Consider the following 23,156-nt stretch of genomic DNA (forward strand, 5'->3'; position numbering starts at 1 on the left):
TCAGGTTCGGCTGGATGACGTTCAAATCAGTGCCACGCCGGCATCGCGCATCCGGCCCAGCATCGTCTCCATGGAGCCGTTGAGATCGATGCCGCGGCAGGCGTCGAGCCGCACTGATGTCGCAAAGCCGAGCTTGACCGCGTCGAGTGCCGAAAAGGCGACGCAGAAATCCGTCGCCAGGCCGACCAGGGTCAGCGTATCGATATTTCGCTCCCGGAGATAGCCGGCAAGGCCGGTCGGCGTCGTCCGGTCGTTCTCGAAGAATGCCGAATAGCTGTCGATTGCAGGACGGAACCCCTTGCGGATCACCAGCTCGGCCTTGCTCCAGGCCAAGCCGGAATGGAAGTCCGAACCAAGGCTGCCCTGGATGCAGTGATCAGGCCACAGCGTCTGCTCGCCATAAGGCATGTCGATCGTTTCGAACGGTCGCTTGCCGGGGTGGCTGGAGGCAAAGCTCGAATGGCCGGCAGGGTGCCAGTCCTGCGTCAGCAGGACGTGCTCGGTCCGCCGGATCAGATCATTGACCAACGGCACGATTTCGTCGCCACCGGCCACTTCCAGGGCGCCACCTGGGCAGAAATCGTTCTGCAGGTCGATAATGACAAGCGCTTCGTCGGCCATGGAGCCTCCTTATTTTCTTCGTCCTGAGCTTAGGCTCCAATGAAAACGCGACCGGACGCAGAAACTTGACCAGATGGCCGGCTGCGTCAACCTCTCACGGCATAACAAATGCGTTCCGGGCGCACCGGTGCCAACAGCCGTGCAAACTCTGGCTTTGACAATTCCTGCCGGCTTGATATCATTTGCATACGAATGAATTTCCTGCCTTGAATGCTCGGGAAAGTCTTTCGGCAGGATCCCCTCTCGGGAAGCCCATTCTGGGAAGGCAAAGCGTGATCCGTTACGCAAAACCCACCACGGTCGACGACGCCCTCGCGTTGCTGGGCGAAGGGCAATGGCGCATCCTTGCCGGTGGTACCGATTTCTATCCGGCTCAAGGCAGCAAGCCTTTCCGCGACAATATCCTCGACATCAATGGCTTGGCGGCATTGCGCGGCATTGCCGAAGCCGAGAACCATTGGCTCATTGGCGCCCGCACCGCCTGGACCGATCTCATCCGCCATCCGCTGCCGGCGGCCTTCGATGCGCTGAAGCAGGCGGCGCGGGAAGTCGGCTCGGTGCAGATCCAGAACGTTGCCTCGATTGCCGGCAATCTCTGCAATGCCTCGCCGGCCGCCGACGGTGTGCCGGCGCTGCTGGTGCTCGATGCCGAAGTCGAACTGCGTTCCTCGGTCGCGACCCGGCATCTGCCCCTTGCAAAGTTCATCCTCGGCAATCGTCGCACGGCTCTGCAGGCCGGCGAAATGGTGACGGCAATCCGTATTCCCAAACCTGCGACCGCCGGCGGCTCCGCCTTCGTGAAACTCGGCGCGCGGCGTTATCTCGTCATCTCCATCGCCATGGCCGCCGCACGCCTGGCCGTCGAAGATGGTATCGTCAGGAACGCGGCCGTCGCCGTCGGGTCCTGCTCGGTCGTCGCCAGGCGCCTGGCGAGTGTCGAGGCGGCACTGCGCGGCCTGCCCGTCGGCCCCGCGCTGGCCAGTGCGATCCAATCCGCGCCGATGGACGAGCTGTCGCCGATCGGCGACGTGCGCGGCAGCGCCGAATATCGGCTGGATGCGGCGCGCGAGATCGTTGCCCGTGCTGTGCTTGGTGCGGTGGGCGCAGTCCCTGGGGAAAGGGCGGCGGCCTGATGGGGATGGAGCGCGCCGACATCGCCTTCGAGGTCAACGGCGCCGCCGTTAGCGTTTGCGTGCCGCCGGTGCGGCGGCTGTCCGCGGTGTTGCGCGACGAGCTGCGGCTGACCGGCACCAAGATCGGTTGTGATGCCGGCGATTGCGGCGCCTGCACGGTGCTGGTCGACGGCGAGCCGGTCTGCGCCTGCCTGATGCCCGCGGCTTCCGCCTCGGGCACCGTGGTGACGACCGTCGAAGGTCTCGGCAATGGCAGGCTGTCGGCACTGCAGGCCTCGTTCCTCAGCCATGGCGCAGCACAGTGCGGCGCCTGCACGCCCGGCCTGCTGGTCGCCGCAACGGCACTCCTGGACAGGACGCCTTACCCGAGCGAGGCTGAAACGCAGGATGCGCTCGGCGGTGTACTCTGCCGCTGCACCGGCTACCGCAAGATCGTCGCGGCGGTGATGGATGCCTGGCGCCACGACGGCGGTCTCGATCAGCGCATGCCATCCTCTGGCCATGCCGTCGGCTCCTCCCCGATCCGCCTCGATGGCGTGCCGAAAGTCACTGGCGGCGAAAAATTCGGCGGCGATTCCTTCCCCGCCGATGCGCTGTCCGTGCTGGTGGTCCGCTCACCGCACTATCATGCCGCCTTCAGCTTCGGCGATCTCGGCAGCTGGGTGAAATCCCGTCCCGGCATTGCCGGCGTCTTCACCGCCGCCGACATTCCGGGAAAGAATTGTTTCGGCGTCATCGCGCACTTCGCCGACCAGCCGGCGCTGGCCGAAGGGGTTTCGCGCTTTCGCGGCGAGGCGGTGGCGCTGGTTGCCGGCGAACGCGAGGCTATCCTCGATCTCGACCTAGCCGATTTCCCTGTCAGTTGGACCGAGTTGCCGCATTTTCTGGAAACTGGCGAAGCGCAGGCCGGCGGCGCGTCGCTGGTCCATGAAAACCGGCCCGCGAACCTGCTCACCTCCGGCTTTGTCGAGCGTGGCGACCCCGAAGCCGCGCTTGCCGGTGCGGCTTTCGTCGTTTCTGGCGCCATCGACACCTCCTATGTCGAGCACGCCTATATCGAACCGGAAGCCGGCTATGCCTTCATGGACGGCGACACGCTGGTCGTCGTCGCCTGCACGCAGGCGCCCTATATGGACCGTGACGACACGGCAAAAGTGCTCGGCCTTACCCCGGAAAAGGTGCGCATCGTGCCGACCGCGACCGGCGGCGGCTTCGGCTCGAAGCTCGACGTCTCGCTGCAACCGCTCATCGGCCTCGTCGCCATGAAAACCGGCCGACCGGCGGCGCTCGCCTACAGCCGCACCGAATCGATGATCTCGACCACCAAGCGCCATCCAGCCCTGATGAGAGCGAGCATCGGCGCCAATGCCGACGGCCGTGTCACCGGCATGGTCTTCGCCGGCGATTTCAACACCGGCGCCTATGCCAGCTGGGGGCCGACGGTCGCCAGCCGCGTGCCGGTGCACGCCTCCGGCCCCTATGCTACGCCGAACTATCGCGCCGAAGGCCGTGCCATCCACACCAACGGCCCGATTGCCGGCGCCTTTCGCGGTTTCGGCGTGCCGCAGGCGACGATCATGCAGGAGACCCTTTATGACGAGCTGGCCGACAAGCTCGGCATGGATCGGCTCGACTTTCGCCTGAAGAACTGCCTTCGGAACGGATCCGAAACAGTTACCGGGCAGCGGCTTGAGTCGGGCGTCGGCATCGCCGACTGCCTGGAGGCCCTCCGTTCACATTGGCAGCGTGCCGTTCGCGATGCCGAAGCGTTCAATGCCGGTAGCGGCATCAAAAAACGCGGCGTCGGCATCGCTTCTTGCTGGTACGGCTGCGGCAACACCTCGCTGCCCAATCCGTCGACCATCAAGGTCGGCATCTCGATATCGGGCGAAGTCGTCCTGCATCAGGGGGCGGTCGATATCGGGCAAGGCTCCAACACCGTCATCGCGCAGATCTGCGCCGACGCGTTGGGTCTGCCATTGGAGATGTTGCGGCTGAAAGGCGCCGATACGGCGATCACCCCCGATGCCGGCAAGACCTCGGCCTCGCGCCAGACTTTCGTCACCGGCAAGGCCGCCGAAAAGGCCGGCCGCGCCTTGCGCGAGGAGATCTTGCGTTTCGCCAATGTCTCGCAAAAGGCGGCGATTGCGCTGGACGGCACAAGCCTGAGCATCAGGGAAGGCGAAGCGACGCGCCGCATCGATCTTTCCTCGCTGAAGGCAGACGCCGAAGGTTTTGTCTTCCGGGCCGAGGAAAGCTACGACCCGCCGACGCAGCCGCTCGATGCAAAAGGTCAGGGCAAGCCTTACGCCGTCTATGGTTATGGCGCTCAGATCGCCGAACTGGAGGTCGACCTCAAGCTCGGCACCGTGAAGCTGGTAAAAATCACCGCCGCCCACGATGTCGGCAAGGCCATCAATCCCTTGCTTGCCGAGGGCCAGATTGAGGGTGGCATCGCCCAGGGCATCGGCATGGCGCTGATGGAAGAGTATATCCCCGGCCGCACCGAAAACCTGCACGACTATCTGATCCCGACGATCGGCGACGTGCCGCCGATCGAGACCATCCTGATAGAAGTTCCGGATCCGGAAGGACCGTTCGGAGCCAAGGGCTTGGGCGAGCATGTGCTGATCCCGACGGCGCCGGCGATCCTCAACGCCATCCGCCATGCAACAGGTGTGCTGGTCACCAAAATTCCGGCGACGCCGACCCGCATCCGCGCCGCCATCCTCGACAAGGAGGCGCGCCGATGAGCGAGCTTGCCGAACGTTTCGAGACACATGATCCCGGCGAGAAGCTGGTGGCCGAGAAGATCCGCTGCGATGCCTGTCCGGTCATGTGCTACATCGCCGATGGCCGCACCGGCGCCTGCGATCGCTACGGCAATGTTGGCGGCAGGATCGTGCGGATGGATCCGCTGACCATCCTCGACCACGCGGCCGAGACCGGCGCCGCAATCGTACCCTTTGCCGAGGAAGGCGAGGCATGGGACGGCGAACTGGTCAACACCGGCCGCCGCTTCGTCACCGCCATCGGCGCCGGCACCACCTATCCCGATTACAAGCCGGCGCCTTTCATCGTCAGCCAGGAGGTCGAGGGCGTCGATCTGGTCACCGTCGTCACCGAGGGCATCTTCTCCTATTGCGGCGTCAAGGTGAAGATCGACACCGATCGTCATATCGGCCCCGAAACGGCGACGGTCCGTGCCCAAGGCGAGGCGATCGGCCATGTCACCACCGGCGAATACGGCTCGCAGATGCTGTCGCTGGGCGGCGTACATCATTTGACCGGCGGCTCGAAGGCTGAAGGGCGCGCCACCTGTGACGCCATGCTCGCCCTGTGCAACCGCAAACCGGTCGAACTCGTCATCGACGGCGGCGCCACCGTCATCGTCGAAGCCGGCAAGCCGCCGGTCATCGACGGCAAGCTCGAACAGCGCATGCGCGTCGGCTGCGGTTCGGCCACCATAGGCATGTTCGCGACCCAATGGCGCGGCCTTGTTGACGAGGTGGTGGTGGTCGATGACCACATCACCGGCGTCGTCTCCGAGCATCAGGCCGGCAAGGTGCTTGGCTGGCAGGATACCGGCATCAAGATCATCGGCCGCCGTTCGACGCCGGGCCGTTATTTCAAGGTGTCGGAGCCCGGCCTCGGCTGGGGCGGCACCAGTATTTCCGACCCGCTGTCGATCCTTGGTGAATGGAACGCCAAAAAGGGTGCGCGCCCCGGCATGTCGCTGCTGATGGTCTCGACCACCGGCGAGCAATTCGCCTATTACGAGCTCGACGACGAATTGAAGCCTGTGCAGAAACCGTTCCCGGAGCGGCTGCGGAAGTCGGTTGAACTGATTGAGGACAATTGCGAGCCGGCGCTCTGCACCGTGCTTTTCGTCGGCGGCGCCGGCGGGTCGCTGCGCGCCGGCGTCACCGAGAACCCGGTCAATCTGACCCGCTCGGTGCAGGGCCTCAAGACCTATGTGACGGTCGGCGGCGCGCCGGTCTATGTCTGGCCGGGCGGCGGCATCACGCTGATGGTCGACGTCACCCGCGTGCCGGAAGGCGCCTTCGGCTATGTGCCAACGCCGGCGCTGGTGGCGCCGATCGAGTTCACCATGCGCCGCGACGATTATGTCAGGCTTGGCGGCTACGAAGCCGAAATCCGCAGCGTCGACGATATCCTGGCCAAGGGCGGCGAATATCTCAATCCGCGCCGCGGCACGGCCGCACCCCTTGACAATCCCTGGCCGCCGCTGGCTCAGTTGCGTCGCGCGGCCGCAAACGGGGCTGGGCGATGAACGGCCCGCAGGCGCATTGGCTCGAGGACGGCCGGAGGCTTCACCTCAATCATGGGCCGATCGACCTGATCGTCGAGGCCTTCGGCGAGGCGAGTGAATGCAGCGCCGCATATCATCAGGCAGTGGCGCGCTTCCAGACAATCCTGGTTGAACTGGTCGAAGAGTTGCCCGAACTGCGGCGCCCGGCCAGCTCGCGGTCACGTGCTTTCGCTGGCCCGACGGCGCGCCGCATGGAAGCGGCGGTCGTTCCGCTAACGAAACAATTCATCACGCCGATGGCGGCCGTCGCCGGCTCGGTAGCCGACGAAGTGCTCGGGGCCCTGCTTGCCGGCCGCCGGCTCGAGCGCGCCTATGTCAATAATGGCGGCGACAGCGCGATCCATCTCGGCAACGGGCAGTCGATGACGCTTGCCATTGCCGGGACAGGTCATGGGTTGGCAGATCGTCTCACGATCCGCGCCGAAGACGGGATCCGCGGCGTCGCGACCAGCGGCTGGCGCGGCCGCTCCTTTTCGCTGGGCATCGCCGACGCGGTCACGGTGCTGGCGCGAACGGGTGCTGCAGCCGATGCCGCCGCGACCTTGATCGCCAACGCCGTCGACCTGCCCGGTCATCCAGCCGTTAGGCGCGTACGGGCGCGCGATCTCGCGCCTGACAGCGATCTCGGCGACCGTTTGGTGACGCAGGGCGTGGGGCCGCTTTCCGCCGCTGAAATCGCTATTGCACTGGAAGGTGGATTTGCCGTTGCCGAGGAGTTTCGGCGGCGCGGCCTGATTGCCGCCGCGGCGCTTTTCCTCGGCGGTCAGGCACGCGTCGCAGGTCCGATGAGGCTCGCCAATAAAGCTTTAGAGAGGGAAATTGCTCATGCCTGAGTTTCCGATCCGCAAGATCGCCGTGCTGACCGAAGAGATTTTTCACGAGGGCGGGCCGGTGGCGAAGGTGCCGCGGCGCCGCGCGGCGGCCATGGCTGTGGTCAAGAACCCGTTCGCCGGCCGTTACGTCGAGGAACTGCAGAGCGCCATGGAGGATTTGAAGCCGCTCGGGCTGCTGCTCTCCGACAGGCTTATTGCCGCATTGGGCGGCGACGTGAAACAGATCGACGGTTACGGCAAGGGCGCCATCGTCGGCATGGCGGGCGAGCTGGAGCATGGCGCGCTGTGGCATGTGCCGGGCGGCTATGCCATGCGCGAACGGCTCGGCGACGCCAAGGCGATCGTGCCGTCGGCAAAGAAGGTCGGCGCTTTCGGCGCGCGGCTCGATGTGCCGCTCGGCCACATCAACGCCGCCTATGTGCGCAGCCATTTCGATGCCATGGAAATCGGCATCAGCGATGGCCCGCGTCCCGACGAGATCCTGTTCTGCCTCGCAATGACCTGCGGCCCGCGTGTGCATGACCGCATGGGCGGGCTGGCGGCCAAGGATATCAAGGCATGGGACGGGCTGCGGTGAGCCCCGAAGACAATCTGCTCAAGCTGGTCGAGGCCGAGGAACCTGACGAGAACGACTATCGCTTGCAGGAGCAGGTCGGCTTCATCCTGCGCAAGGCGCATCAGCGCCATGTCTCGATCTTCGCCGCACACATCGCCGATCTGACGCCGCCGCAATTTGCCGCTTTGGCCAAATTGCGCGACGTCGGCGAGACCTCGCAGAACCAGCTTGGCAGCCTGATCGCCATGGATGCGGCGACCGTGAAGGGCGTCATCGACCGGCTGAAAGCGCGTGGCTTTGTCGAACTTAGCAAACACGAAGTCGACAAACGGCGCCTGCTGGTCAATCTGACGGCCGAGGGGCGCGACGCGATCGAGCGGCTGATCCCGCTTGCCCGCGAGATCACGCAGGAAACGCTGGCGCCGCTTTCCGCCAAGGAGGCGGCCATTTTCATGAAGCTGCTGGCCAAGCTGGCTTAATCTGCTGCCTGCCGGCGTTTGATTGTTGTTCCTGCCGGGCGCTGAACGCCCGGCAGGAAAGCCTCGTCTCAGAGGCCGTTGTCCTTCAGGATCTGGGCGGCATTTTCCTTGGTGATCTTCTGCGTCGGCAGGGTGATGGTCTTTTCCACCTTCTCCCCGTTCAGGAACTTGATCGCCTGCCGCAGCCCTTCGGCGCCCGGCGTCACATAAGTGAACGTCGCCGTCAGCTCGCCATTGGCGACCAGCTGCACGCCTTCATTGGGCAGGCCGTCGATGCCGATGAACTTGATGTCCTTCTCACGTCCGACGTCCTTGGCGGCAAGATAGGCGCCATAGGCCATCGGATCATTATGGCCGTAGACGAGATCGATCTTCTCGTTGTTGCGCAACGCGGTCGCCATGATGTTGTAGGCCTGGTCCTGCTTCCAGTCGCCCGACTGCTGGTCGAGCAGGTATTTTATGCCCGGCTCCTTGTCGGTGAATTCATGGAAGCCGTCATGGCGATCGTGTGCCGGCTGGGTGCCCATGCCGCCCCAGATCTCGACGACGTTGCCGGCGGCCTTGCCCTTGCCGCCAAGCAGCTCGACGGCATATTCACCGGCAGCCCGGCCGATCAGCTTGTTGTCGCCACCGACGAACTGCGTGTAGTCATTGGTTTCGACGTTGCGGTCGAGCACGAAGACCGGGATCTTGGCATCGATCGCCTGCTGCACGACACCCGTCAGACCGGCGGATTCCTTCGGCGATACCAAGAGCGCATCGACCTCCTGACGGATCAGGTTCTCGACGTCGGCCACCTGCTTCTCGGTCTTGTCCTCGCCGTCGGTGATGATCAGTTCGACTTCCGGATGCTTGGCCGCTTCGGCCAGGATGTCCTTGTTGAACTGAGCCCGCCAGGGTTCGATGGTCGTCACCTGCGAGAAGCCGATCTTCCACTTCTTGTCCTGCGCATGGGCGCCGCCGGCAAGCATGGCGGTCGTGGTCAGGAGTGCCGCTGTCAGCCCGGCGAGCTTCAACAATTCACGTCGTTTCATTTCTTGTTTCCTCCAATATTCAGAGACGCGGTCTCTTGCGACGGCCGCTTTGCCGCGGCCGTTTCCTTGTGCGCTTGCCCACCGGGCAGCCGCAGATAGAAGAGAAGATCACCGGCATTGCGCTCCTGTACGAGCACGGTACCGATGATGATCATCCCCTTCAGCACCAGCTGAAGGTTCGAATTGATGTTGTGCAGCTGCAGGATGTTGGAGAGCAGCCCGAAGATCAGCACGCCGCAGAACGTCCCGGTGAGGCTGCCGCGTCCGCCCATCAGGCTGGTGCCGCCGATGACCACGGCGGCAATCGCGTCGAGCTCCAGGCCGGCGCCGGCGTCCGGCTTGCCTTGCCGGTACTGCGCGACATAGAGCACCGCCGCGATGCCGGCCAGCAGCCCTGACACGGCATAGGTGGCGATCTTCACGCGGCCTGCGGCGATGCCCGACAGCCGCGCCGCCTCCTCATTGCCGCCGATTGCATAGACATAGCGGCCGAACGGGGTGAAGCGCAGCACGGCGCCGTAGATCAGGATGGCGCCGAGGAAGAACAGGCCCGGCATCGGGATCACGCCGAATACCAGCGAGCGCAGCATTTCGAAATCGGCCGTGGCGTTCGAGCCGGTATAGACCGGCAGCACCGCATTGTTCTGGCCGGCTGTCAGCCGGGCGATGCCGAGCGCAGTAACCATCATCGCCAGCGTCACGATGAAGGGCTGCAGCCGCCCCGCGACGATGATGAAGCCGTTGAGCGCCCCGAACAGCAGGCCGACGCAAGGCGCCACCAGCAGCACGCCGAGCACGCCGAATTTTGAGCCTACCTGCGGCAGCAGGAACCACAGCACCAGACTGCACAGGATCACCCCGACAATGCCGGGCGTCACCAGCCCGCGAACGCTGTCCAGCCTGATGTCGTGCGTCGCCTGCGCGCCGGCACGGGATTTTTCGACGTTCAGCAGGATGAAACGAGTGACGAGAATGCCGAGGCAAAGGGCTGCCACGGCAACTGTCGGCACCCCAAGCACCACCGCCGGCGTCACGCCGGGGACCGTCAGCAGCATGGCACAGACCACCGTACAGATCGCCATCAGCGAGCCGACGGAAAGGTCGATACCGCCGGTAATGATCACGGCCGTCATGCCGGTGGCAATCAGGCCCGTGGTCGACACCTGGCGCAGCACGTCGAGCAGGTTGCCGTAGGACAGGAAAATGTTGTTGCCCTTGGAGCTGATCGGCGAGCCGAGCACGCCGATCAGGAAGATGGCGATCAGGCCCCAATAGAGCTTCGTCCGGGACAGGATATGCAAAATGCTCATGCGGCAGGCCTCGTCATCGTCCGTCGCGGCGCCGCAAGCCGCATGATGGCCTCCTCGCTGGCTTGCGCGCGGGACAGGATTCCCGTCTGGCGGCCGTCGGCCATGACCAGGATACGGTCGGAAAGATGCAGCAGCTCCGGCAATTCCGAGCTGATGACCGCGATCGCCAGCCCGTCTCGCGCCAGCTTGACGATGAGATCGTAGATTTCCCGCTTGGCGCCGACATCGATGCCGCGCGTCGGCTCGTCGAGCAGCAGCACCCGCGGCCTCGTCGCCAGCCATTTGCCAATGACGACCTTCTGCTGGTTGCCACCGGACAGCGTGCCGGCCGGCTGCTCGACGGTCTCGCAGCGAATGCCGAGCGCCTTGACGGCGTCCCGTGCCAGCCCTTGCTCACCAGCCAGCGAGCGCAGGCCGAACCGCGCCAGCGCACCGACCAGCGGCAGCGCGACATTGTCGGTGATCGAGGCCTCGAGATGCAGGCCTTGCGTCTTGCGGTCTTCCGTGACCAGGGCGATGCCGAGCCGGCGCGCATCGCGCGGCGAACGGATTTCTACCATCTCGCCATCGAGCCTGATCTCACCGCCGGCACGTCCGCCGCTGGACCCGAAGATGGTTTCCAGGATTTCGGTCCGGCCCGAGCCCAGCAGCCCGCCGATACCCAGGATTTCACCTGCGGCAAGATCGAAACTGACGCCGTCGAGCACAGTGCGCCAGCCATGGCGATTGGGTTTCGACAGCGACAGCTCGCTTACGGAAAGGACGGTGTTGACACCGGGGACGCGGTGCTCCTGGGAGGAAGCAAGCAGGTTTCGCCCGACCATCGCCGAAATTATGGCGTCTTCGTCGAGCTGGTCCATCGCCCGCGTCAGGACGTGGCGTCCATCGCGGAGCACGGTGACCCGGCTGGCCAGATGCATGACTTCGTCGATGCGGTGCGAAATGTAGACGATCGCCACGCCGCTGTCGGCGAGCTGGCGGATGATGCGGAACAGCCGCTGGCATTCGGCTGGCGAAAGCGCCGAGGTCGGCTCGTCCATGATCAGAATGCGTGCCGACATCGACAGCGCCTTGGCGATCTCGACCAGTTGCTGTTCGCCGACGCGCAAGGCACCGACGCGCGCATCCGGATCGAGCTCGATGCCGAGCCTTTGCAGCAGCGCGCCGGCAGCGCGGCTGCTCGCCTTGCGGTCGACGATCAGCCCGGCGATCAGCTTCTCGCGGCCGAGAAAGATATTGTCGGCGACGCTGAGTTCGGGGACGAGATTCAGCTCCTGGTGGATGATGGCGATGCCGGCGCGCTCGGCTTCGCGGACGCCGGCAAAGCGCACCGCATCGCCATCGATACTGACCGTTCCGTTATAGTCCGTATAGACGCCGGACAGGATCTTCATCAGCGTCGACTTGCCGGCGCCGTTCTCGCCCATCAGCGCATGGACCTCGCCGCGCCGCAGTTCGAAATCGACATCGACAAGCGCGGCGATGCCACCGAAGGACTTGGAGATGTGCTCGGCGCTCAGCACGATAGCCGAGCCGTCCGCCATAACGCCTTGCGCAGGGATGGAATTGCCGTGCTGCATCACAAGGACGGCCTCCCTCCGCCGTCACCGAACACCTCAAACGCTAATCTAAACGTTTCGATCATGTCAAGGCAATATCTGGAGTCCGAGATTGATCCATTTCAATTCTTGCACAAAATCGTAAGATTCCGTACGTATTGCTGCCGTGGAGTGGTGAAACGTTTCGAAAATGACAGTGTCAGGACGAAAAAAGCAGCGCAAGTTCACTGCTCCGACCATGCTTCACGTGGCCGAGGCCGCGCGTGTTTCCGTGGCCACCGTATCGGCGCTGATCAACGGCACCGCGACCGTCAGCCCCGAGCTCAGCCAGCGCATCGAACAGGCGATCCGCGACATCGGCTATAAGCGCAACGCCATCGCCCGCAGCCTGAAGATGGGCACCACACGCACCATCGGGCTCACCGTCCCCCACATCACCAATCCGTTCTTCACCGACGTGGTTTCGGTCATCCAGCAGGCTTTCGACAGGGCCGGCTACGCCGTCATGCTGTGCTGCACCGACGAGCACCTGAACACGCAGGACGAGCAGATCAGGCTGCTGCTCGACCGCATGGTCGATGGGCTGATCGTCGCGCGTGTCGGCGACGGCGCGATCCTCAAACGGATTGTCGACGACGCCAATGTGCCGGTCGTGCTGCTCGACCGTGTTTGCCAGGGTGTCGATACCGATGCCGTCGTTCTCGACAATCAGCGCGCGGTGTTCGACGCCATCACCTACCTGATCGATCTCGGCCATCGGCGCATCGGCTACATCTCCGGCTCTTTCGATATCTCGCCGATGCACGACCGCATGGCGGGATACCGCGAGGCCCTCCAGGCCGCCGGCCTGCCGGCCGAGCCCGAGCTCGTCCGCTTCGGCAACTTCCATGAAGTCGACGGCTACAACGCCACCATGCAGCTGCTTTCGCTGCACGACCGGCCGAGCGCCATCTTTTCGGCCAACAACCCGATGGTGATCGGCACGATGAAGGCCATTCGCGATATCGGCCTGTCCTGTCCGGAGGATGTTTCGGTCGCCTGCTTCGACGACTTTCCGTGGTCGGATGTGTTCCGGCCGCAATTGACCACGGTCGCACAGCCGGTGCAGGCGATTGGCGAACAGGCGGCCAATCTGCTGCTCGACCGGCTCGCCGGAAACAGGGATGCGCCGCCGCGCAAGCTGACGCTCAAGGGACGCCTGATGATCCGCAATTCATGCCGTCCGCTAGGTGCGACTGCGCAGAGCGTCAGCGCGTAGGGCTCTGTTCAGAAACTTTGCAATGCCGGACGGACCAGCGCTCCCTCTGTCCTGCCGACCCGGGCCTTCGCAGCCACTACGGGCGTTCGTCGTTCGAAAACCGAGCAATGGAAGCCGCGGCGCCGATCGAGCCAAGTGGCCAACGGTCGGCCAGCCGACAGTCAGGAAAATCTTGGCAATCGAAGCATGTCGGGTTAGGAATATCACGAGATGCGGCTGATCGTTCACACGGGCGCCGGCTTGAGTCATGCGCGTGAAATCGATCCTAATCGGGCTGGTTCTTGCCGGGATGGCCGTATTCTTCGGCTGCACTACCGGCGGCGCATTAAAGACTTTCCCCTCGGCCTATGGCGGCCTCACCGACGCCGGTTTTCGCGTTCCGCCGGTTCCGATCTACAAGGTTGACCCAAAGTTCCATCGGCAGATAGTACCTTATGCGACTGAAGAGGCGCCGGGCACCATCATTGTCGATACAGGAGCGAAGTTCCTCTACTACGTGTTGGGAGACGGTCAGGCGCTGCGCTACGGAATCGGCGTTGGCAAGGCGGGCTTCGAGTGGCATGGGACTGCTCACGTTGCGAGGAAGCGCGAATGGCCGGATTGGAGCGCGCCGTCTGCGATGATCGTGCGCGAGCAGAAGCGAGGCCGCATCATACCGGCCCATATGGAGGGCGGACTCATGAACCCGCTCGGGGCGCGGGCGCTCTATCTTTTCAACGAGAAAGGTGACACTGGATATCGCCTGCACGGTAGCCCTGAATGGTGGTCCATCGGCAAAGCTGTGTCGGCGGGCTGCATTCGCCTCATGAACCAGGACATCATCGATCTCTATGACCGCGCCACAATCGGCACCAAGGTGATCGTCATTTAATGGACGCCGCGTTTCCCGCAAACGGACGAGCATGAGGATCGAAAACCTCCGCGTAAAGCGCGCGAAATGTTCGCTGTGTCTTCGCACACCTGTTCGCGAGGTTCCCTGCCCAAGGCCGGCCTCGCCCGCAACTGTGGCAAGTGGCGAACCAACTCTCAGGCAGCTTCCGACAGCGATTTGTGAGCGTCGGCCAGGATCTCGAACGAGCGCACCCGCGCCGCATGGTCGAAAATCTGCGCTGTGACCATCAGCTCGTCCGCGCCGGTGCGGCGCACGAAGGCCTCGATGCCTTGCCTGACCGTTTCGGGAGAGCCGACGACGGCGCAGGAAAGCGCTTGGCCGAGCATGGTCTTGGCCATTGGATCGAGGTCGCGCTCATATCCTTCGACTGGCGGCGGCAATCGGCCGGGCCGGCCGGTGCGCAGATTGACGAAGGCCTGCTGCAGCGAGGTGAACAGCAGCCGCGCCTCGGCATCGGAAGGAGCGGCGAAGACATTGAGGCCGAGCATCACGTAGGGCCTGTCGAGCTGCTCCGAAGGCTGGAAACGCGAGCGGTAGATCTCCAGCGCATGGTCGAGCTCGGCCGGCGCAAAATGCGAAGCGAAGGCGTAGGGCAGGCCGAGCATGGCGGCAAGCTGCGCGCCGTAGAGGCTGGAACCGAGAATCCAGATCGGCACCTTTTCGCCCTCGCCGGGCACCGCGCGGATGCGTTGGCCGTCTTCGGCCGGCTGGAAGTAACCCATCAGCTCGACGACGTCCTGCGGGAAATTGTCGGCGCCAGCATCGAGGTTGCGGCGCAGCGCCCGTGCCGTGGCCATGTCGGTGCCGGGCGCCCGCCCGAGGCCGAGATCGATGCGACCGGGATGCAGAGCGTTGAGCGTGCCGAATTGCTCGGCGATGACCAGCGGCGAATGATTGGGCAGCATGATGCCGCCGGCGCCGACGCGTATCGTCTTGGTGCCGCCGGCCACATGGGCAATGACCACCGAGGTGGCGGCGCTGGCGATGCCCGGCATGTTGTGATGCTCAGCCAGCCAGTAGCGCTTATATCCCAGCCGCTCGGCATGGCGGGCGAGATCGAGCGAATTGGCGAGTGACTGCGAAGCGTTGCTGCCTTCGACGATCGGCGACAGGTCGAGAACGGAAAGAGCGGTCATCGGCGCGGGGTTTCCTGTGGGCCGGACGGATGTAGGAAGCCGTTGCCGAGGCGGCAAATTCAAAATGTTGATTGAGCACTGCAGGCACAACGGACGTGCCACCGATGCAAGGTCGTGATCCGCCCCAATCGGGGGACGTTTTTGACCTTAAGCCGCTACTTTTTCGCCTCGTGAATTTCTTCGTCCTCGATCACCGCCGTATGCTGCGCCGCGAGGAAATTGCCGACATGACTGAGGCCGTCGAAATGATCGCAGAACACCTTGATGACGACCAGCAGCGGCACCGCCAGCAAGGCGCCGACGAAACCCCACAGCCAGGACCAGAAGGCGATGGCGATGAGGATCGCCACTGCGTTGATCTCGAGACGGCGGCCGACGACCGTCGGCGTCACGAACTGGCCTTCGACGACATCGCACATAAGGACGAAGGCCGGCGCCAGCAGCGCATAGGAAATCGTGTCGAAGCTGATCAGCGCGATGATCGTGACCAGCGTGATGGTGGTCAGCGCCCCGATATAAGGCAGGAAATTGAGCAGAGCCGCTGCCGCGCCCCAGACCTGCGCGTTGGGCACGCCGAGCGCCCAAAGGCCGAGCCCGATGACAATGCCGAGACATGTATTGATGACCGTGACGGTAAGCAGATAATGCGAGATTTCACGTTCGACGTCGTAGACGACGCGCAGCGCCCGCTTCTTTTCGCTGAGACTGGGGAAGGACTGGACGATCTTTTCATAGAACATCGTGCCCGAGGCGAGCAGGAACAGCGACAGGACGAAGACGATGGTAACGCTGACGCCAGCCGACAGCACATTGCCGGCCGCCTGCGAGAGAATACCGGATGGCGCCATCGCCACCCTCTGAACGCCCGGCTCCTGGGATGTCTGTGTCAGGCCCTCGATCTGGCGCGAAATCTCCACGATCCGTTCGAACGGACGGCGCAATTGTGCCAGACGTTCGGTAAGCTGCTGGCCGATCGTCGAGGTGTTGTTGATGAGGTCGATGACCGGGCCGCTGAGCAGATATCCCGCGACGGCGACGAGGCAGAACGAAAGCAGCACCAGCAGTGTCGCCGAAATGACATCGGGCATGCCATGCTTGCGCAGGAAGCGAACGATCGGCGTCAGCGTCAGCGCCAGCAGGAAAGCCAGAATGACCGGCATGAAGAAGGCACGGGCGAAGTAAAGCGCGTAGATCGCCATAAGGATGAAGATGCCGACGAGCAGCGAACGCATCAGATGCGCATCCGCCCGCGCCTCGACGCGCGGATCCGGGCTTTCGGCAGCGCTTGCGCCCGAAGCGGCGGGTTCGGCTTTCATTCTGACCCTCGGCGGCACACCGCGATTGGTGCAGACCGTTGGCGAAAACGCCTCTGTCGCTTCAAGGTTCCGTTAGCCGGCGTCACCGGCAAGGCCGCCTCGCGGCCTTGGCAATGAATCAGGTGACTGGGAATCAGGCAACCGGCGCCGCCACGGCGGGAACGGCCCTCGCAGTTTCCCGGCGCACGACCGGCGCCACCTTGGTGCCGTAGAGTTCGATGGCCTTCATCACCTTGGCGTGCGGCATGGTGCCGATCGCCAATTGCAGCAGGAAGCGGTCGTTGCCGAATATCCTGTGCTGGGCAATGATCTTCTCGGCCACCTGTTCTGGATTGCCGACGAACAGCGCGCCGTTCGGGCCGCGCGATTGGTCGAAATGCGCCCGCGATGTCGGCCCCCAGCCGCGCTCGCGGCCGATACGGTTCATCACCTCGGCCTGCGGCCCGTAAAAATCGTCGGCTGCCTGGTCCGTGGTCTCGGCGATGAAGCCGTGCACGTTGAGACTGGTGGCAAGGCTTGCCGGATCGTTGCCGGCGCGTCTGGCTGCATCCCTGTAGATGTCGAACAGCGGTGCGAACCGCGCCGGCTCGCCACCGATGATCGCCAGTGCCAGCGGCAACCCGAGCACGCCGGCGCGGGCGACGGATTGCGGTGTTCCACCGACGGCGATCCAGATCGGCAATTTGTCCTGCAAGGGCCGGGGATAGACGCCGCGATCATTGATCGGAGCGCGCAGACTGCCCGACCAGGTCACCTTGACATGATCGCGGATGGCGAGCAGCAGGTCGAGCTTCTCGGCAAAGAGCTCGTCATAATCTTCGAGATTGTAGCCGAACAGCGGAAAGGACTCGATGAACGAGCCGCGCCCGGCCATGATCTCCGCCCGGCCGCCGGACAGAAGGTCGAGGGTGGCAAACTGCTGGAAGACGCGCACCGGATCGTCGGACGACAGCACGGTGACAGCGCTGGTCAGCCTTATGCGCCTGGTTCGTTCGGCGGCCGCCGCCAGTGCCACCACCGGAGCGGAGGCAGCGTAGTCGGGACGGTGGTGCTCGCCGAGACCAAAGACGTCCAGCCCGACCTGGTCGGCGAGCTCGATCTCCTCGATCAAATTGCGCAGCCGCTCGTGCGCACCGATCGCACCGGGACCCGGTTCCGGGCTGACGTCGGCGAAAGTGTAGAGACCGAGTTCCATAGTGTGTCATCCCAGCGTTTGTCCTGGCGCTACAGGTAGCGATCAGTCCGCCGCCCCGCCAGATGCCTGGATGGTGAACAGTGCGGGTGCCTTTCAGCCGAATTCAATCGAAATGGCGTCTCCCGGCTGCAACAGATCAGAATTTCATGGCTGGCATACCGTTTTGGCGCTTGAACTCTCGGTTTTCACGCGTATGTAAGCCTCGCAAATTGACTTCAGGGAAGTGGACTTGGCTATCTATAGGGAAAAAGACGTTTTCGAGCGGCGCAATGCCGCGAACGAGGCAAAGAAGGCGCTTCTGGAGCGCTTTAAGGCAAAGCCGGCGGCAGATGATCCAGCGGTGCTGGCACGACAGGCCGAGCGCAAGGCGATCCTCGAGGCCCGCGCGATACGCGAGGCCGAAAAGGCCAGGCTGAAGCAGGAAAAGCTGGCGCGCGAAGCGGCCGAAAAGGCCGAGCGCGAGGCAGCCGCCGAAGCGGCACGCATCGCCGCCGAAGAGGCTGCACAGGCCGAAGCGAAGATCCGGGAAGCTGAAGAGAACGAGCGCATCGCCCGTTTTCTTGCCGACGAGGCCGAACGCAAGGCCAAGCGTGACGCACGCTATGCCGCGCGCAAGCAGCGCACCGGCAGGACGCCGCCCGGCTTCTCCGCGCGATAACGCCTCCGGCACTGATTCAAGCCATCGGAACGCTCCGTTTCGATGGCTTTCGGCCGATTTCTTGAATGCGTGAAATCTGTCTTCGCCGCATCGATAGGGGATGCGCGCGAGCTTAATGAACAATCATGCCGGCCGCGTTTGCGGCCGGTCGAAATAAGCCGAAACGGTAGCTTCGGCCCTACTTGTCCTTCAGCTTCATCGCCTTCACCGGCGGTGCCTTCAGGGCCGGCGCCGGAGCTGGTTTCTTCGCGTCCTTCTTCGGCTTGCGGGCTTCCTTGCCTGCCTTCATCGCACCCTTAGCCATGATTCGTTCCTCCAGTTGATGTCTGGCGAAGTGAAACAAGAGAAAACGCTCGACTGCAAGAGGCCGCTGCCGGGCAGTCGCCCTGACCGATGGCTGTCAACCGGTTTCTAATTCCCTCGTAAACCGCAGCGGTCCGTGCCATGATCTTCTTCGCACTGCAGCATCAGCCCTCGCGTTTCGCCGGCTGATGATCAGGCAGGCCGGTCAGGACGACAATGCGGATCCACATCGGTTGCCAGATGAGCTTCGACTTCCCGCAGGAAACACCGCTGATCGCGATGCTAAATGTCCATTATTCGCGCGCATCCGATCTTGAGCGGCCGGACTTCCTGACGTCGAACCCGCCGGTGCCGATCGAGAGCTACCGCGACAGTTTCGGCAATTGGTGCAACCGTCTCGTTGCGCCGGCCGGGCGCTTTGCCTTCGGCACCGACGCGGTCATCCGCGACCCCGGCTCCTTCGAGACGCGCGAGCTGACGGCGTGGCAGCACGAGGTGCGCGATCTGCCGTCGGAGACGCTGCTGTTCCTGCTGCCCAGCCGTTATTGCGAGAGCGACGTGCTGTCGAATGAAGCGTGGCGGCTGTTCGGCAGCACCCCGCTCGGCATTCCGCGCGTCCAGGCGGTCTGCGACTTCGTCCATAACCACATCGTCTTCAACTATTTCAATGCACGGCCGACACGCACCGCCGCCGAGGCCTATCGCGAGCAGAGTGGTGTGTGCCGCGACTTTGCTCACCTCGCTGTTGCCTTCTGCCGCGCCCTGAATATTCCAACCCGCTACTGCACCGGCTATATCAGTGACATCGGCCTGCCAAAGCCGTGGTCGGACATGGATTTCGCCGCCTGGATGGAGGTCTATCTCGGCGGCCGCTGGCACGCGTTCGACCCGCGCAACAACGCGCCGCGCATCGGCCGCATCCTGATTGCTTCCGGGCGCGATGCCGCTGATGTGCCGCTGACCCACATTTTCGGGCCGGGCGCGCTGGCTGGCTTCAAGGTCTGGACGGACGAGGTCGTCGAATAGCCCCGCGCCGCCCTTTTGGATAACTGACCTCGTGAACAACTCGGCGCTTCAGGCGTTGTGAGAGCTGTGGAGCGTGGGCGGGCGCTCCGCCAATCTCGGTGCATCAACCAAGGCAGCACACCGTGGCGGCGCATGGCGGGTCGAAAAAAGTGATCTATGCGGCGCTCGCCGGAAATCTTGCGATCGCACTGACCAAATTCGCCGCTGCCTTGTTCACGGGCAGCTCGGCAATGCTCTCGGAAGGCGTCCACTCGCTCGTCGATACCGGCAATGGCAGCCTGCTGCTTTACGGCATGCACCGCGCCGCGCGCCCGGCCGACCGTACGCATCCGCTCGGCCATGGCCGCGAGCTGTACTTCTGGAGCTTCATCGTTGCGCTCCTCGTTTTTGCACTGGGCGCCGGCATATCGTTCTACGAAGGCGTGACGCACATCATGACGCCGGAGCCGATTGCCAACGCCAAGGTGAACTACGCTGTCCTTGGCCTTTCCTTTCTCTTCGAAGGCACCTCTTGGCTGGTGGCGCTGAAGGAGTTCCGCCACCAAAAAGGCAGCCACGGCTGGCTCGAGGCGGTGCAGCTCAGCAAGGATCCGAGCGTCTACACCGTACTCTTCGAGGACAGCGCGGCACTTCTCGGCCTCGTTGTCGCCTTCGCCGGCATATCGGCGGCGGAACTGCTGGACATGCCGAAGCTCGACGGCGCCGCGTCGATCGGCATCGCGCTGATCCTAGGCGCAACCGCGATCTTCCTGGCGCGCGAAAGCAAAAGCCTGCTGCTCGGCGAGCCGGCTTCGCCCGAGGTGCAAAGGAAAGTATTGGACATCGTCCAGCAGGACCCGGCGGTGCAGCGGGCGAATGGCGCGCTGACGCTGCATATGGGTCCGCAGGAGATCGTCGCCGCTCTGAGCATCGAGTTCGAGGACCACTTGTCGGCGCCCGAGATAGAGACCTGCGTCGAACGCCTTGAGACGCGGCTGAAAGCGGAGATGCCGGAGGTGACGCGGCTGTTCGTCAAGCCTCAGACCACCGGCACCTGGGAACGCCGGAGCAAGGCCTTGGCGGGGGCATCCGGACAAGAACCGGCCTAAGGAAAATGGCTTGAGGAAATCGATGCGCCGTCGGGCAGTCCCGGCTATGATCGCAGGCAAAAGCTCGGGAGGAACGAAGATGAAAATCGACGGCGGGTGTCATTGCGGCGCCATCACTTACGAGGCCGAGGTCGATCCGGAAAAGACCACCATTTGTCACTGCATCGATTGTCAGAAGCTAACCGGAACGGCCTTTCGCGTCACCGTGCCGGCGTCCGAGGACAATTACAGGATCACCAAGGGCAAGCCGAAAATCTACATCAAGACCGGTTCGAGCGGCGCCAAGCGCGCCCAGGCGTTTTGCGGTGAGTGCGGCTCGCATCTCTACGCCACGTCGGCGGGCGAGGGACCGAAGGTTTACGGCATCAGGGTCGGCACGGCACGGCAGCGCGAGCAACTGGTGCCGAGAAAGCAGATCTGGCACCGCTCGGCGCTGCATTGGCTGCCGGAATTCGAAGGCACGATCATCATCGAGGAGCAGTAGCGCCAGATCCGGGTGAAGCCTCCGGTTCCGGCGTAGCTCTCAATCGTCGCCTTCGACGACCCTTAGCCTCAACTGCCCGGTTTTCGAATCGGCGACACGCGCGCTGCTTTCCGCTTTTGCTCCGCTGCCATTCGAACCAGCGGTATCCTCCGCCGGCTGCACGCCAAACTCCAGCGCCTCGATCTTTTGTCCGCGCCGGGTCACCTTCGATGTCGAGACCAGAATGTCGTCGATATCCTTGGCCGATTGACCGAAATGCGTCTGCAATTTGCGCACCCGCTCGTCGAGCCGGGAGACGTCTTCCATCAGCCGGATGACCTCGCCCTGGATCAGGTGTGCCTGCTCGCGCATGCGGGCATCCTTGAGGATTGCCTGAATGACCTGGATCGACAGCATCAAAAGCGATGGCGAGACGATGACGATCCGCGATCGATGCGCCTTTTGGACAACGGCCTCGAAATTCTCATGGATTTCGGCGAACACCGATTCCGAGGGCACGAACATGAAGGCGGTGTCCTGCGTCTCGCCCTGGATCAGGTATTTTTCGGAAATATCGCGGACATGCACCTCGATGTCGCGCCGGAAAGCCTGTGCGGCCGACTTCTGCAGGTCGGCGCCTTCGGCGGCACGGATGGCATTCCACGCCTCGAGCGGAAACTTTGCGTCGATGGCAAGTGACGGCGCGCCGTTCGGCATCTTCACCAGGCAGTCGGGCCGGCTGCCATTCGACAAGGTCGCCTGGAATTCATAGGCGCCGTGCGGCAATCCGTCGGCGACGATGGCCTCCATGCGCGACTGGCCGAAGGCGCCGCGCGTCTGCTTGTTGGAAAGGATCGCCTGCAATTGCACGACCTGGCCGGCCAGCGACTGGATATTGCCTTGCGCGATATCGATAACCGCCAGCCGTTCCTGCAGCTTGGCGAGGCTCTCATGCGTCGATCTCGTCTGCTCGGTCATGGTCTGGCCCAGGCGGCCGGTCATGGCATCGAGGCGCTGGCCGATCGACTGGGTCAGTTCCGCCTGGCGCGCCCCGAACACTTCGGCGATGGCGCCCATGCGGCCCTGCATTTCCGCCTGGCTTGCCAAGATGCCGGCCATCCGCACCTCGGCGTCACGGGCGTGGTCGGCGGCTTCGGCGGCCGCCACTGCACGCGCCTTGGCCGATCGCCAGAGCGCAACGACGAGCGCCACGAACAGTCCAAGGAACAGCATTGCGCCGAAACCCAGGGCTTGGCCGAGCGTGAGCGTGGTGGCGCCGAGGCGGGCGACAGGTTCGGACAGGATGGTGGCCAGATCGTTCATGCCGACAGCATAGATGATTCGGTCTGCCGGCACAGATCAAAACGTGAACGACCCGAAGCCGTCCCGGTTGACGCTTTTCCTGCGAGGTCTTAGGTGAGACGCCATGTCGATCAAGCCTCTTATCATCCTCCCCGATCCCGTCCTGCGCCAGGTTTCAAAACCGGTCGAGCGTGTCGATGGCGATTTGCGCAAACTGGCCGGCGACATGCTGGACACTATGTATGACGCGCCCGGCATCGGCCTCGCAGCGATCCAGGTCGGCGAACCCTTGCGCATGCTGGTGATCGACCTCGCCAAGGAGGACGAGACGCCGGCACCGCACGTCTTCATCAATCCCGAAATCCTTGAAAGCTCCGACCAGCGTTCGGTCTATGAGGAAGGCTGCCTGTCGATCCCCGATTACTATGCCGAAGTCGAGCGCCCCGCCGCGGTGCGGGTGAAGTATCTCGATCGCGACGGCAAGCTGCAGGAGATCGAGGCCGAGGGGCTGATGGCGACCTGCCTGCAGCACGAGATCGACCATCTCAACGGCGTGCTGTTCATCGACCACATCTCAAAACTGAAGCGGGACATGGTGGTCAAGAAGTTCAAAAAGCTCGCCAGGGACAAGGCGCCGGGCAAGATGGTGGGATAGGGGTCG

Annotated in this window: 22 protein-coding genes; 13 read left to right on the forward strand and 9 right to left on the reverse strand. The window is 63.7% G+C overall.

Annotated features, from left to right (window positions below; genetic code table 11):
- Positions 1–21 precede the first annotated feature (21 nt).
- Positions 22–621 carry a bifunctional nicotinamidase/pyrazinamidase gene (gene pncA, locus NKH98_RS08325; RefSeq protein WP_352506043.1) on the reverse strand — a complete coding sequence of 200 codons (600 nt, stop codon included), beginning with the start codon at positions 619–621 and terminating at the stop codon, positions 22–24.
- A 272-nt stretch (positions 622–893) separates the two neighbouring features.
- On the opposite strand from pncA, the gene NKH98_RS08330 reads away from it, so the two are divergent.
- Genes NKH98_RS08330 through NKH98_RS08355 form a run of 6 tightly spaced genes read left to right on the forward strand, consistent with a single transcriptional unit; the run spans position 894 to position 7,955 of the window.
- On the forward strand, positions 894–1,754 hold the full coding sequence (locus tag NKH98_RS08330) for an FAD binding domain-containing protein (RefSeq protein ID WP_352897614.1): 861 nt from the start codon (positions 894–896) through the stop codon (positions 1,752–1,754).
- Complete coding sequence (locus NKH98_RS08335; RefSeq protein ID WP_352897616.1) at positions 1,754–4,507, forward strand: molybdopterin-dependent oxidoreductase; 2,754 nt, start codon at positions 1,754–1,756, stop codon at positions 4,505–4,507. The genes NKH98_RS08330 and NKH98_RS08335 overlap by 1 nt, the downstream gene beginning before the upstream one ends.
- Entirely contained in the window at positions 4,504–6,048 is a 1,545-nt protein-coding gene (locus NKH98_RS08340; RefSeq protein ID WP_352647835.1) for a 6-hydroxynicotinate reductase, read from the forward strand. Before NKH98_RS08335 ends, NKH98_RS08340 begins: the two co-directional genes overlap by 4 nt.
- Complete coding sequence (locus tag NKH98_RS08345) at positions 6,045–6,920, forward strand: UPF0280 family protein (RefSeq protein ID WP_352897618.1); 876 nt, start codon at positions 6,045–6,047, stop codon at positions 6,918–6,920. The genes NKH98_RS08340 and NKH98_RS08345 overlap by 4 nt, the downstream gene beginning before the upstream one ends.
- On the forward strand, positions 6,913–7,497 hold the full coding sequence (locus NKH98_RS08350) for an amino acid synthesis family protein (protein ID WP_352467809.1): 585 nt from the start codon (positions 6,913–6,915) through the stop codon (positions 7,495–7,497). Before NKH98_RS08345 ends, NKH98_RS08350 begins: the two co-directional genes overlap by 8 nt.
- On the forward strand, positions 7,479–7,955 hold the full coding sequence (locus NKH98_RS08355; RefSeq protein ID WP_502894214.1) for a MarR family winged helix-turn-helix transcriptional regulator: 477 nt from the start codon (positions 7,479–7,481) through the stop codon (positions 7,953–7,955). Before NKH98_RS08350 ends, NKH98_RS08355 begins: the two co-directional genes overlap by 19 nt.
- 68 nt (positions 7,956–8,023) lie before the next feature.
- Here the strand turns inward: NKH98_RS08355 and NKH98_RS08360 are convergent, their stop codons facing one another.
- Genes NKH98_RS08360 through NKH98_RS08370 form a run of 3 tightly spaced genes read right to left on the reverse strand, consistent with a single transcriptional unit; the run spans position 8,024 to position 11,879 of the window.
- The gene (locus NKH98_RS08360) at positions 8,024–8,989 is read right to left on the reverse strand and encodes a substrate-binding domain-containing protein (RefSeq protein ID WP_254815861.1); all 966 of its coding nucleotides are present in this window, start codon (positions 8,987–8,989) and stop codon (positions 8,024–8,026) included.
- A complete protein-coding gene (locus NKH98_RS08365) occupies positions 8,986–10,299 on the reverse strand; it encodes an ABC transporter permease (RefSeq protein ID WP_352477019.1) in 1,314 nt (437 codons plus the stop codon). The genes NKH98_RS08360 and NKH98_RS08365 overlap by 4 nt, the downstream gene beginning before the upstream one ends.
- A complete protein-coding gene (locus NKH98_RS08370) occupies positions 10,296–11,879 on the reverse strand; it encodes a sugar ABC transporter ATP-binding protein (protein WP_352897699.1) in 1,584 nt (527 codons plus the stop codon). The genes NKH98_RS08365 and NKH98_RS08370 overlap by 4 nt, the downstream gene beginning before the upstream one ends.
- Before the next feature lie 217 nt (positions 11,880–12,096).
- On the opposite strand from NKH98_RS08370, the gene NKH98_RS08375 reads away from it, so the two are divergent.
- Both NKH98_RS08375 and NKH98_RS08380 read left to right on the forward strand, forming a co-directional pair.
- On the forward strand, positions 12,097–13,116 hold the full coding sequence (locus tag NKH98_RS08375) for a LacI family DNA-binding transcriptional regulator (protein ID WP_352897701.1): 1,020 nt from the start codon (positions 12,097–12,099) through the stop codon (positions 13,114–13,116).
- Between the two features lie 247 nt (positions 13,117–13,363).
- A complete protein-coding gene (locus tag NKH98_RS08380) occupies positions 13,364–13,987 on the forward strand; it encodes a L,D-transpeptidase (RefSeq protein WP_352897619.1) in 624 nt (207 codons plus the stop codon).
- Positions 13,988–14,142: 155 nt separating this feature from the next.
- On the opposite strand, the gene NKH98_RS08385 is transcribed toward NKH98_RS08380, so the two are convergent.
- The 3 genes from NKH98_RS08385 to NKH98_RS08395 form a co-directional block, all read right to left on the reverse strand.
- Positions 14,143–15,144: an LLM class flavin-dependent oxidoreductase gene (locus tag NKH98_RS08385; protein WP_254815866.1), complete on the reverse strand. Its 1,002-nt coding sequence runs from the start codon at positions 15,142–15,144 to the stop codon at positions 14,143–14,145.
- A 155-nt stretch (positions 15,145–15,299) separates the two neighbouring features.
- On the reverse strand, positions 15,300–16,460 hold the full coding sequence (locus tag NKH98_RS08390) for an AI-2E family transporter (RefSeq protein WP_352477022.1): 1,161 nt from the start codon (positions 16,458–16,460) through the stop codon (positions 15,300–15,302).
- 133 nt (positions 16,461–16,593) lie between these two features.
- Entirely contained in the window at positions 16,594–17,655 is a 1,062-nt protein-coding gene (locus NKH98_RS08395) for an LLM class flavin-dependent oxidoreductase (protein ID WP_352897621.1), read from the reverse strand.
- A 229-nt stretch (positions 17,656–17,884) separates the two neighbouring features.
- Between NKH98_RS08395 and NKH98_RS08400 the strand changes: the two genes are divergently transcribed.
- On the forward strand, positions 17,885–18,313 hold the full coding sequence (locus NKH98_RS08400) for a DUF6481 family protein (protein ID WP_023718183.1): 429 nt from the start codon (positions 17,885–17,887) through the stop codon (positions 18,311–18,313).
- Positions 18,314–18,491: 178 nt separating this feature from the next.
- Here the strand turns inward: NKH98_RS08400 and NKH98_RS08405 are convergent, their stop codons facing one another.
- A complete protein-coding gene (locus NKH98_RS08405) occupies positions 18,492–18,617 on the reverse strand; it encodes a hypothetical protein (RefSeq protein ID WP_013528464.1) in 126 nt (41 codons plus the stop codon).
- A gap of 215 nt (positions 18,618–18,832) precedes the next feature.
- Between NKH98_RS08405 and NKH98_RS08410 the strand changes: the two genes are divergently transcribed.
- From NKH98_RS08410 to NKH98_RS08420, 3 genes are all read left to right on the forward strand, one after another.
- Positions 18,833–19,642: a transglutaminase-like domain-containing protein gene (locus NKH98_RS08410; RefSeq protein ID WP_254815869.1), complete on the forward strand. Its 810-nt coding sequence runs from the start codon at positions 18,833–18,835 to the stop codon at positions 19,640–19,642.
- Positions 19,643–19,764: 122 nt separating this feature from the next.
- A complete protein-coding gene (locus tag NKH98_RS08415; RefSeq protein ID WP_352897622.1) occupies positions 19,765–20,730 on the forward strand; it encodes a cation diffusion facilitator family transporter in 966 nt (321 codons plus the stop codon).
- Positions 20,731–20,809: 79 nt separating this feature from the next.
- Entirely contained in the window at positions 20,810–21,214 is a 405-nt protein-coding gene (locus NKH98_RS08420; RefSeq protein WP_352897624.1) for a GFA family protein, read from the forward strand.
- Positions 21,215–21,253: 39 nt separating this feature from the next.
- Here the strand turns inward: NKH98_RS08420 and NKH98_RS08425 are convergent, their stop codons facing one another.
- Positions 21,254–22,516, reverse strand: a complete 1,263-nt coding sequence (locus NKH98_RS08425) for a DNA recombination protein RmuC (RefSeq protein ID WP_352897625.1) — start codon at positions 22,514–22,516, stop codon at positions 21,254–21,256.
- A gap of 103 nt (positions 22,517–22,619) precedes the next feature.
- Here NKH98_RS08425 and def point away from each other — a divergent pair, with 103 nt between their 5' ends.
- Positions 22,620–23,150 carry a peptide deformylase gene (def, locus tag NKH98_RS08430; RefSeq protein WP_352477028.1) on the forward strand — a complete coding sequence of 177 codons (531 nt, stop codon included), beginning with the start codon at positions 22,620–22,622 and terminating at the stop codon, positions 23,148–23,150.
- Positions 23,151–23,156: the final 6 nt, after the last annotated feature.

It is taken from the genome of Mesorhizobium sp. M0833 (assembly GCF_040319905.1).
Taxonomy (GTDB): Bacteria; Pseudomonadota; Alphaproteobacteria; order Rhizobiales; family Rhizobiaceae; genus Mesorhizobium.

Bases quoted from the DNA above. Each gene is read 5' to 3' on its own strand.
- NKH98_RS08370 (WP_352897699.1), bottom strand. From the start codon at position 11,879: ATGCAGCACGGCAATTCCATCCCTGCGCAAGGCGTTATGGCGGACGGC.
- NKH98_RS08420 (WP_352897624.1), top strand. From the start codon at position 20,810: ATGAAAATCGACGGCGGGTGTCATTGCGGCGCCATCACTTACGAGGCC.
- NKH98_RS08350 (WP_352467809.1), top strand. From the start codon at position 6,913: ATGCCTGAGTTTCCGATCCGCAAGATCGCCGTGCTGACCGAAGAGATT.
- NKH98_RS08395 (WP_352897621.1), bottom strand. From the start codon at position 17,655: ATGGAACTCGGTCTCTACACTTTCGCCGACGTCAGCCCGGAACCGGGT.
- def (WP_352477028.1), top strand. From the start codon at position 22,620: ATGTCGATCAAGCCTCTTATCATCCTCCCCGATCCCGTCCTGCGCCAG.
- NKH98_RS08425 (WP_352897625.1), bottom strand. From the start codon at position 22,516: ATGAACGATCTGGCCACCATCCTGTCCGAACCTGTCGCCCGCCTCGGC.
- NKH98_RS08410 (WP_254815869.1), top strand. From the start codon at position 18,833: ATGCGGATCCACATCGGTTGCCAGATGAGCTTCGACTTCCCGCAGGAA.
- NKH98_RS08375 (WP_352897701.1), top strand. From the start codon at position 12,097: ATGCTTCACGTGGCCGAGGCCGCGCGTGTTTCCGTGGCCACCGTATCG.
- NKH98_RS08360 (WP_254815861.1), bottom strand. From the start codon at position 8,989: ATGAAACGACGTGAATTGTTGAAGCTCGCCGGGCTGACAGCGGCACTC.
- pncA (WP_352506043.1), bottom strand. From the start codon at position 621: ATGGCCGACGAAGCGCTTGTCATTATCGACCTGCAGAACGATTTCTGC.
- NKH98_RS08365 (WP_352477019.1), bottom strand. From the start codon at position 10,299: ATGAGCATTTTGCATATCCTGTCCCGGACGAAGCTCTATTGGGGCCTG.
- NKH98_RS08340 (WP_352647835.1), top strand. From the start codon at position 4,504: ATGAGCGAGCTTGCCGAACGTTTCGAGACACATGATCCCGGCGAGAAG.
- NKH98_RS08335 (WP_352897616.1), top strand. From the start codon at position 1,754: ATGGGGATGGAGCGCGCCGACATCGCCTTCGAGGTCAACGGCGCCGCC.
- NKH98_RS08380 (WP_352897619.1), top strand. From the start codon at position 13,364: ATGCGCGTGAAATCGATCCTAATCGGGCTGGTTCTTGCCGGGATGGCC.
- NKH98_RS08390 (WP_352477022.1), bottom strand. From the start codon at position 16,460: ATGAAAGCCGAACCCGCCGCTTCGGGCGCAAGCGCTGCCGAAAGCCCG.
- NKH98_RS08385 (WP_254815866.1), bottom strand. From the start codon at position 15,144: ATGACCGCTCTTTCCGTTCTCGACCTGTCGCCGATCGTCGAAGGCAGC.
- NKH98_RS08345 (WP_352897618.1), top strand. From the start codon at position 6,045: ATGAACGGCCCGCAGGCGCATTGGCTCGAGGACGGCCGGAGGCTTCAC.
- NKH98_RS08355 (WP_502894214.1), top strand. From the start codon at position 7,479: ATGGGACGGGCTGCGGTGAGCCCCGAAGACAATCTGCTCAAGCTGGTC.
- NKH98_RS08405 (WP_013528464.1), bottom strand. From the start codon at position 18,617: ATGGCTAAGGGTGCGATGAAGGCAGGCAAGGAAGCCCGCAAGCCGAAG.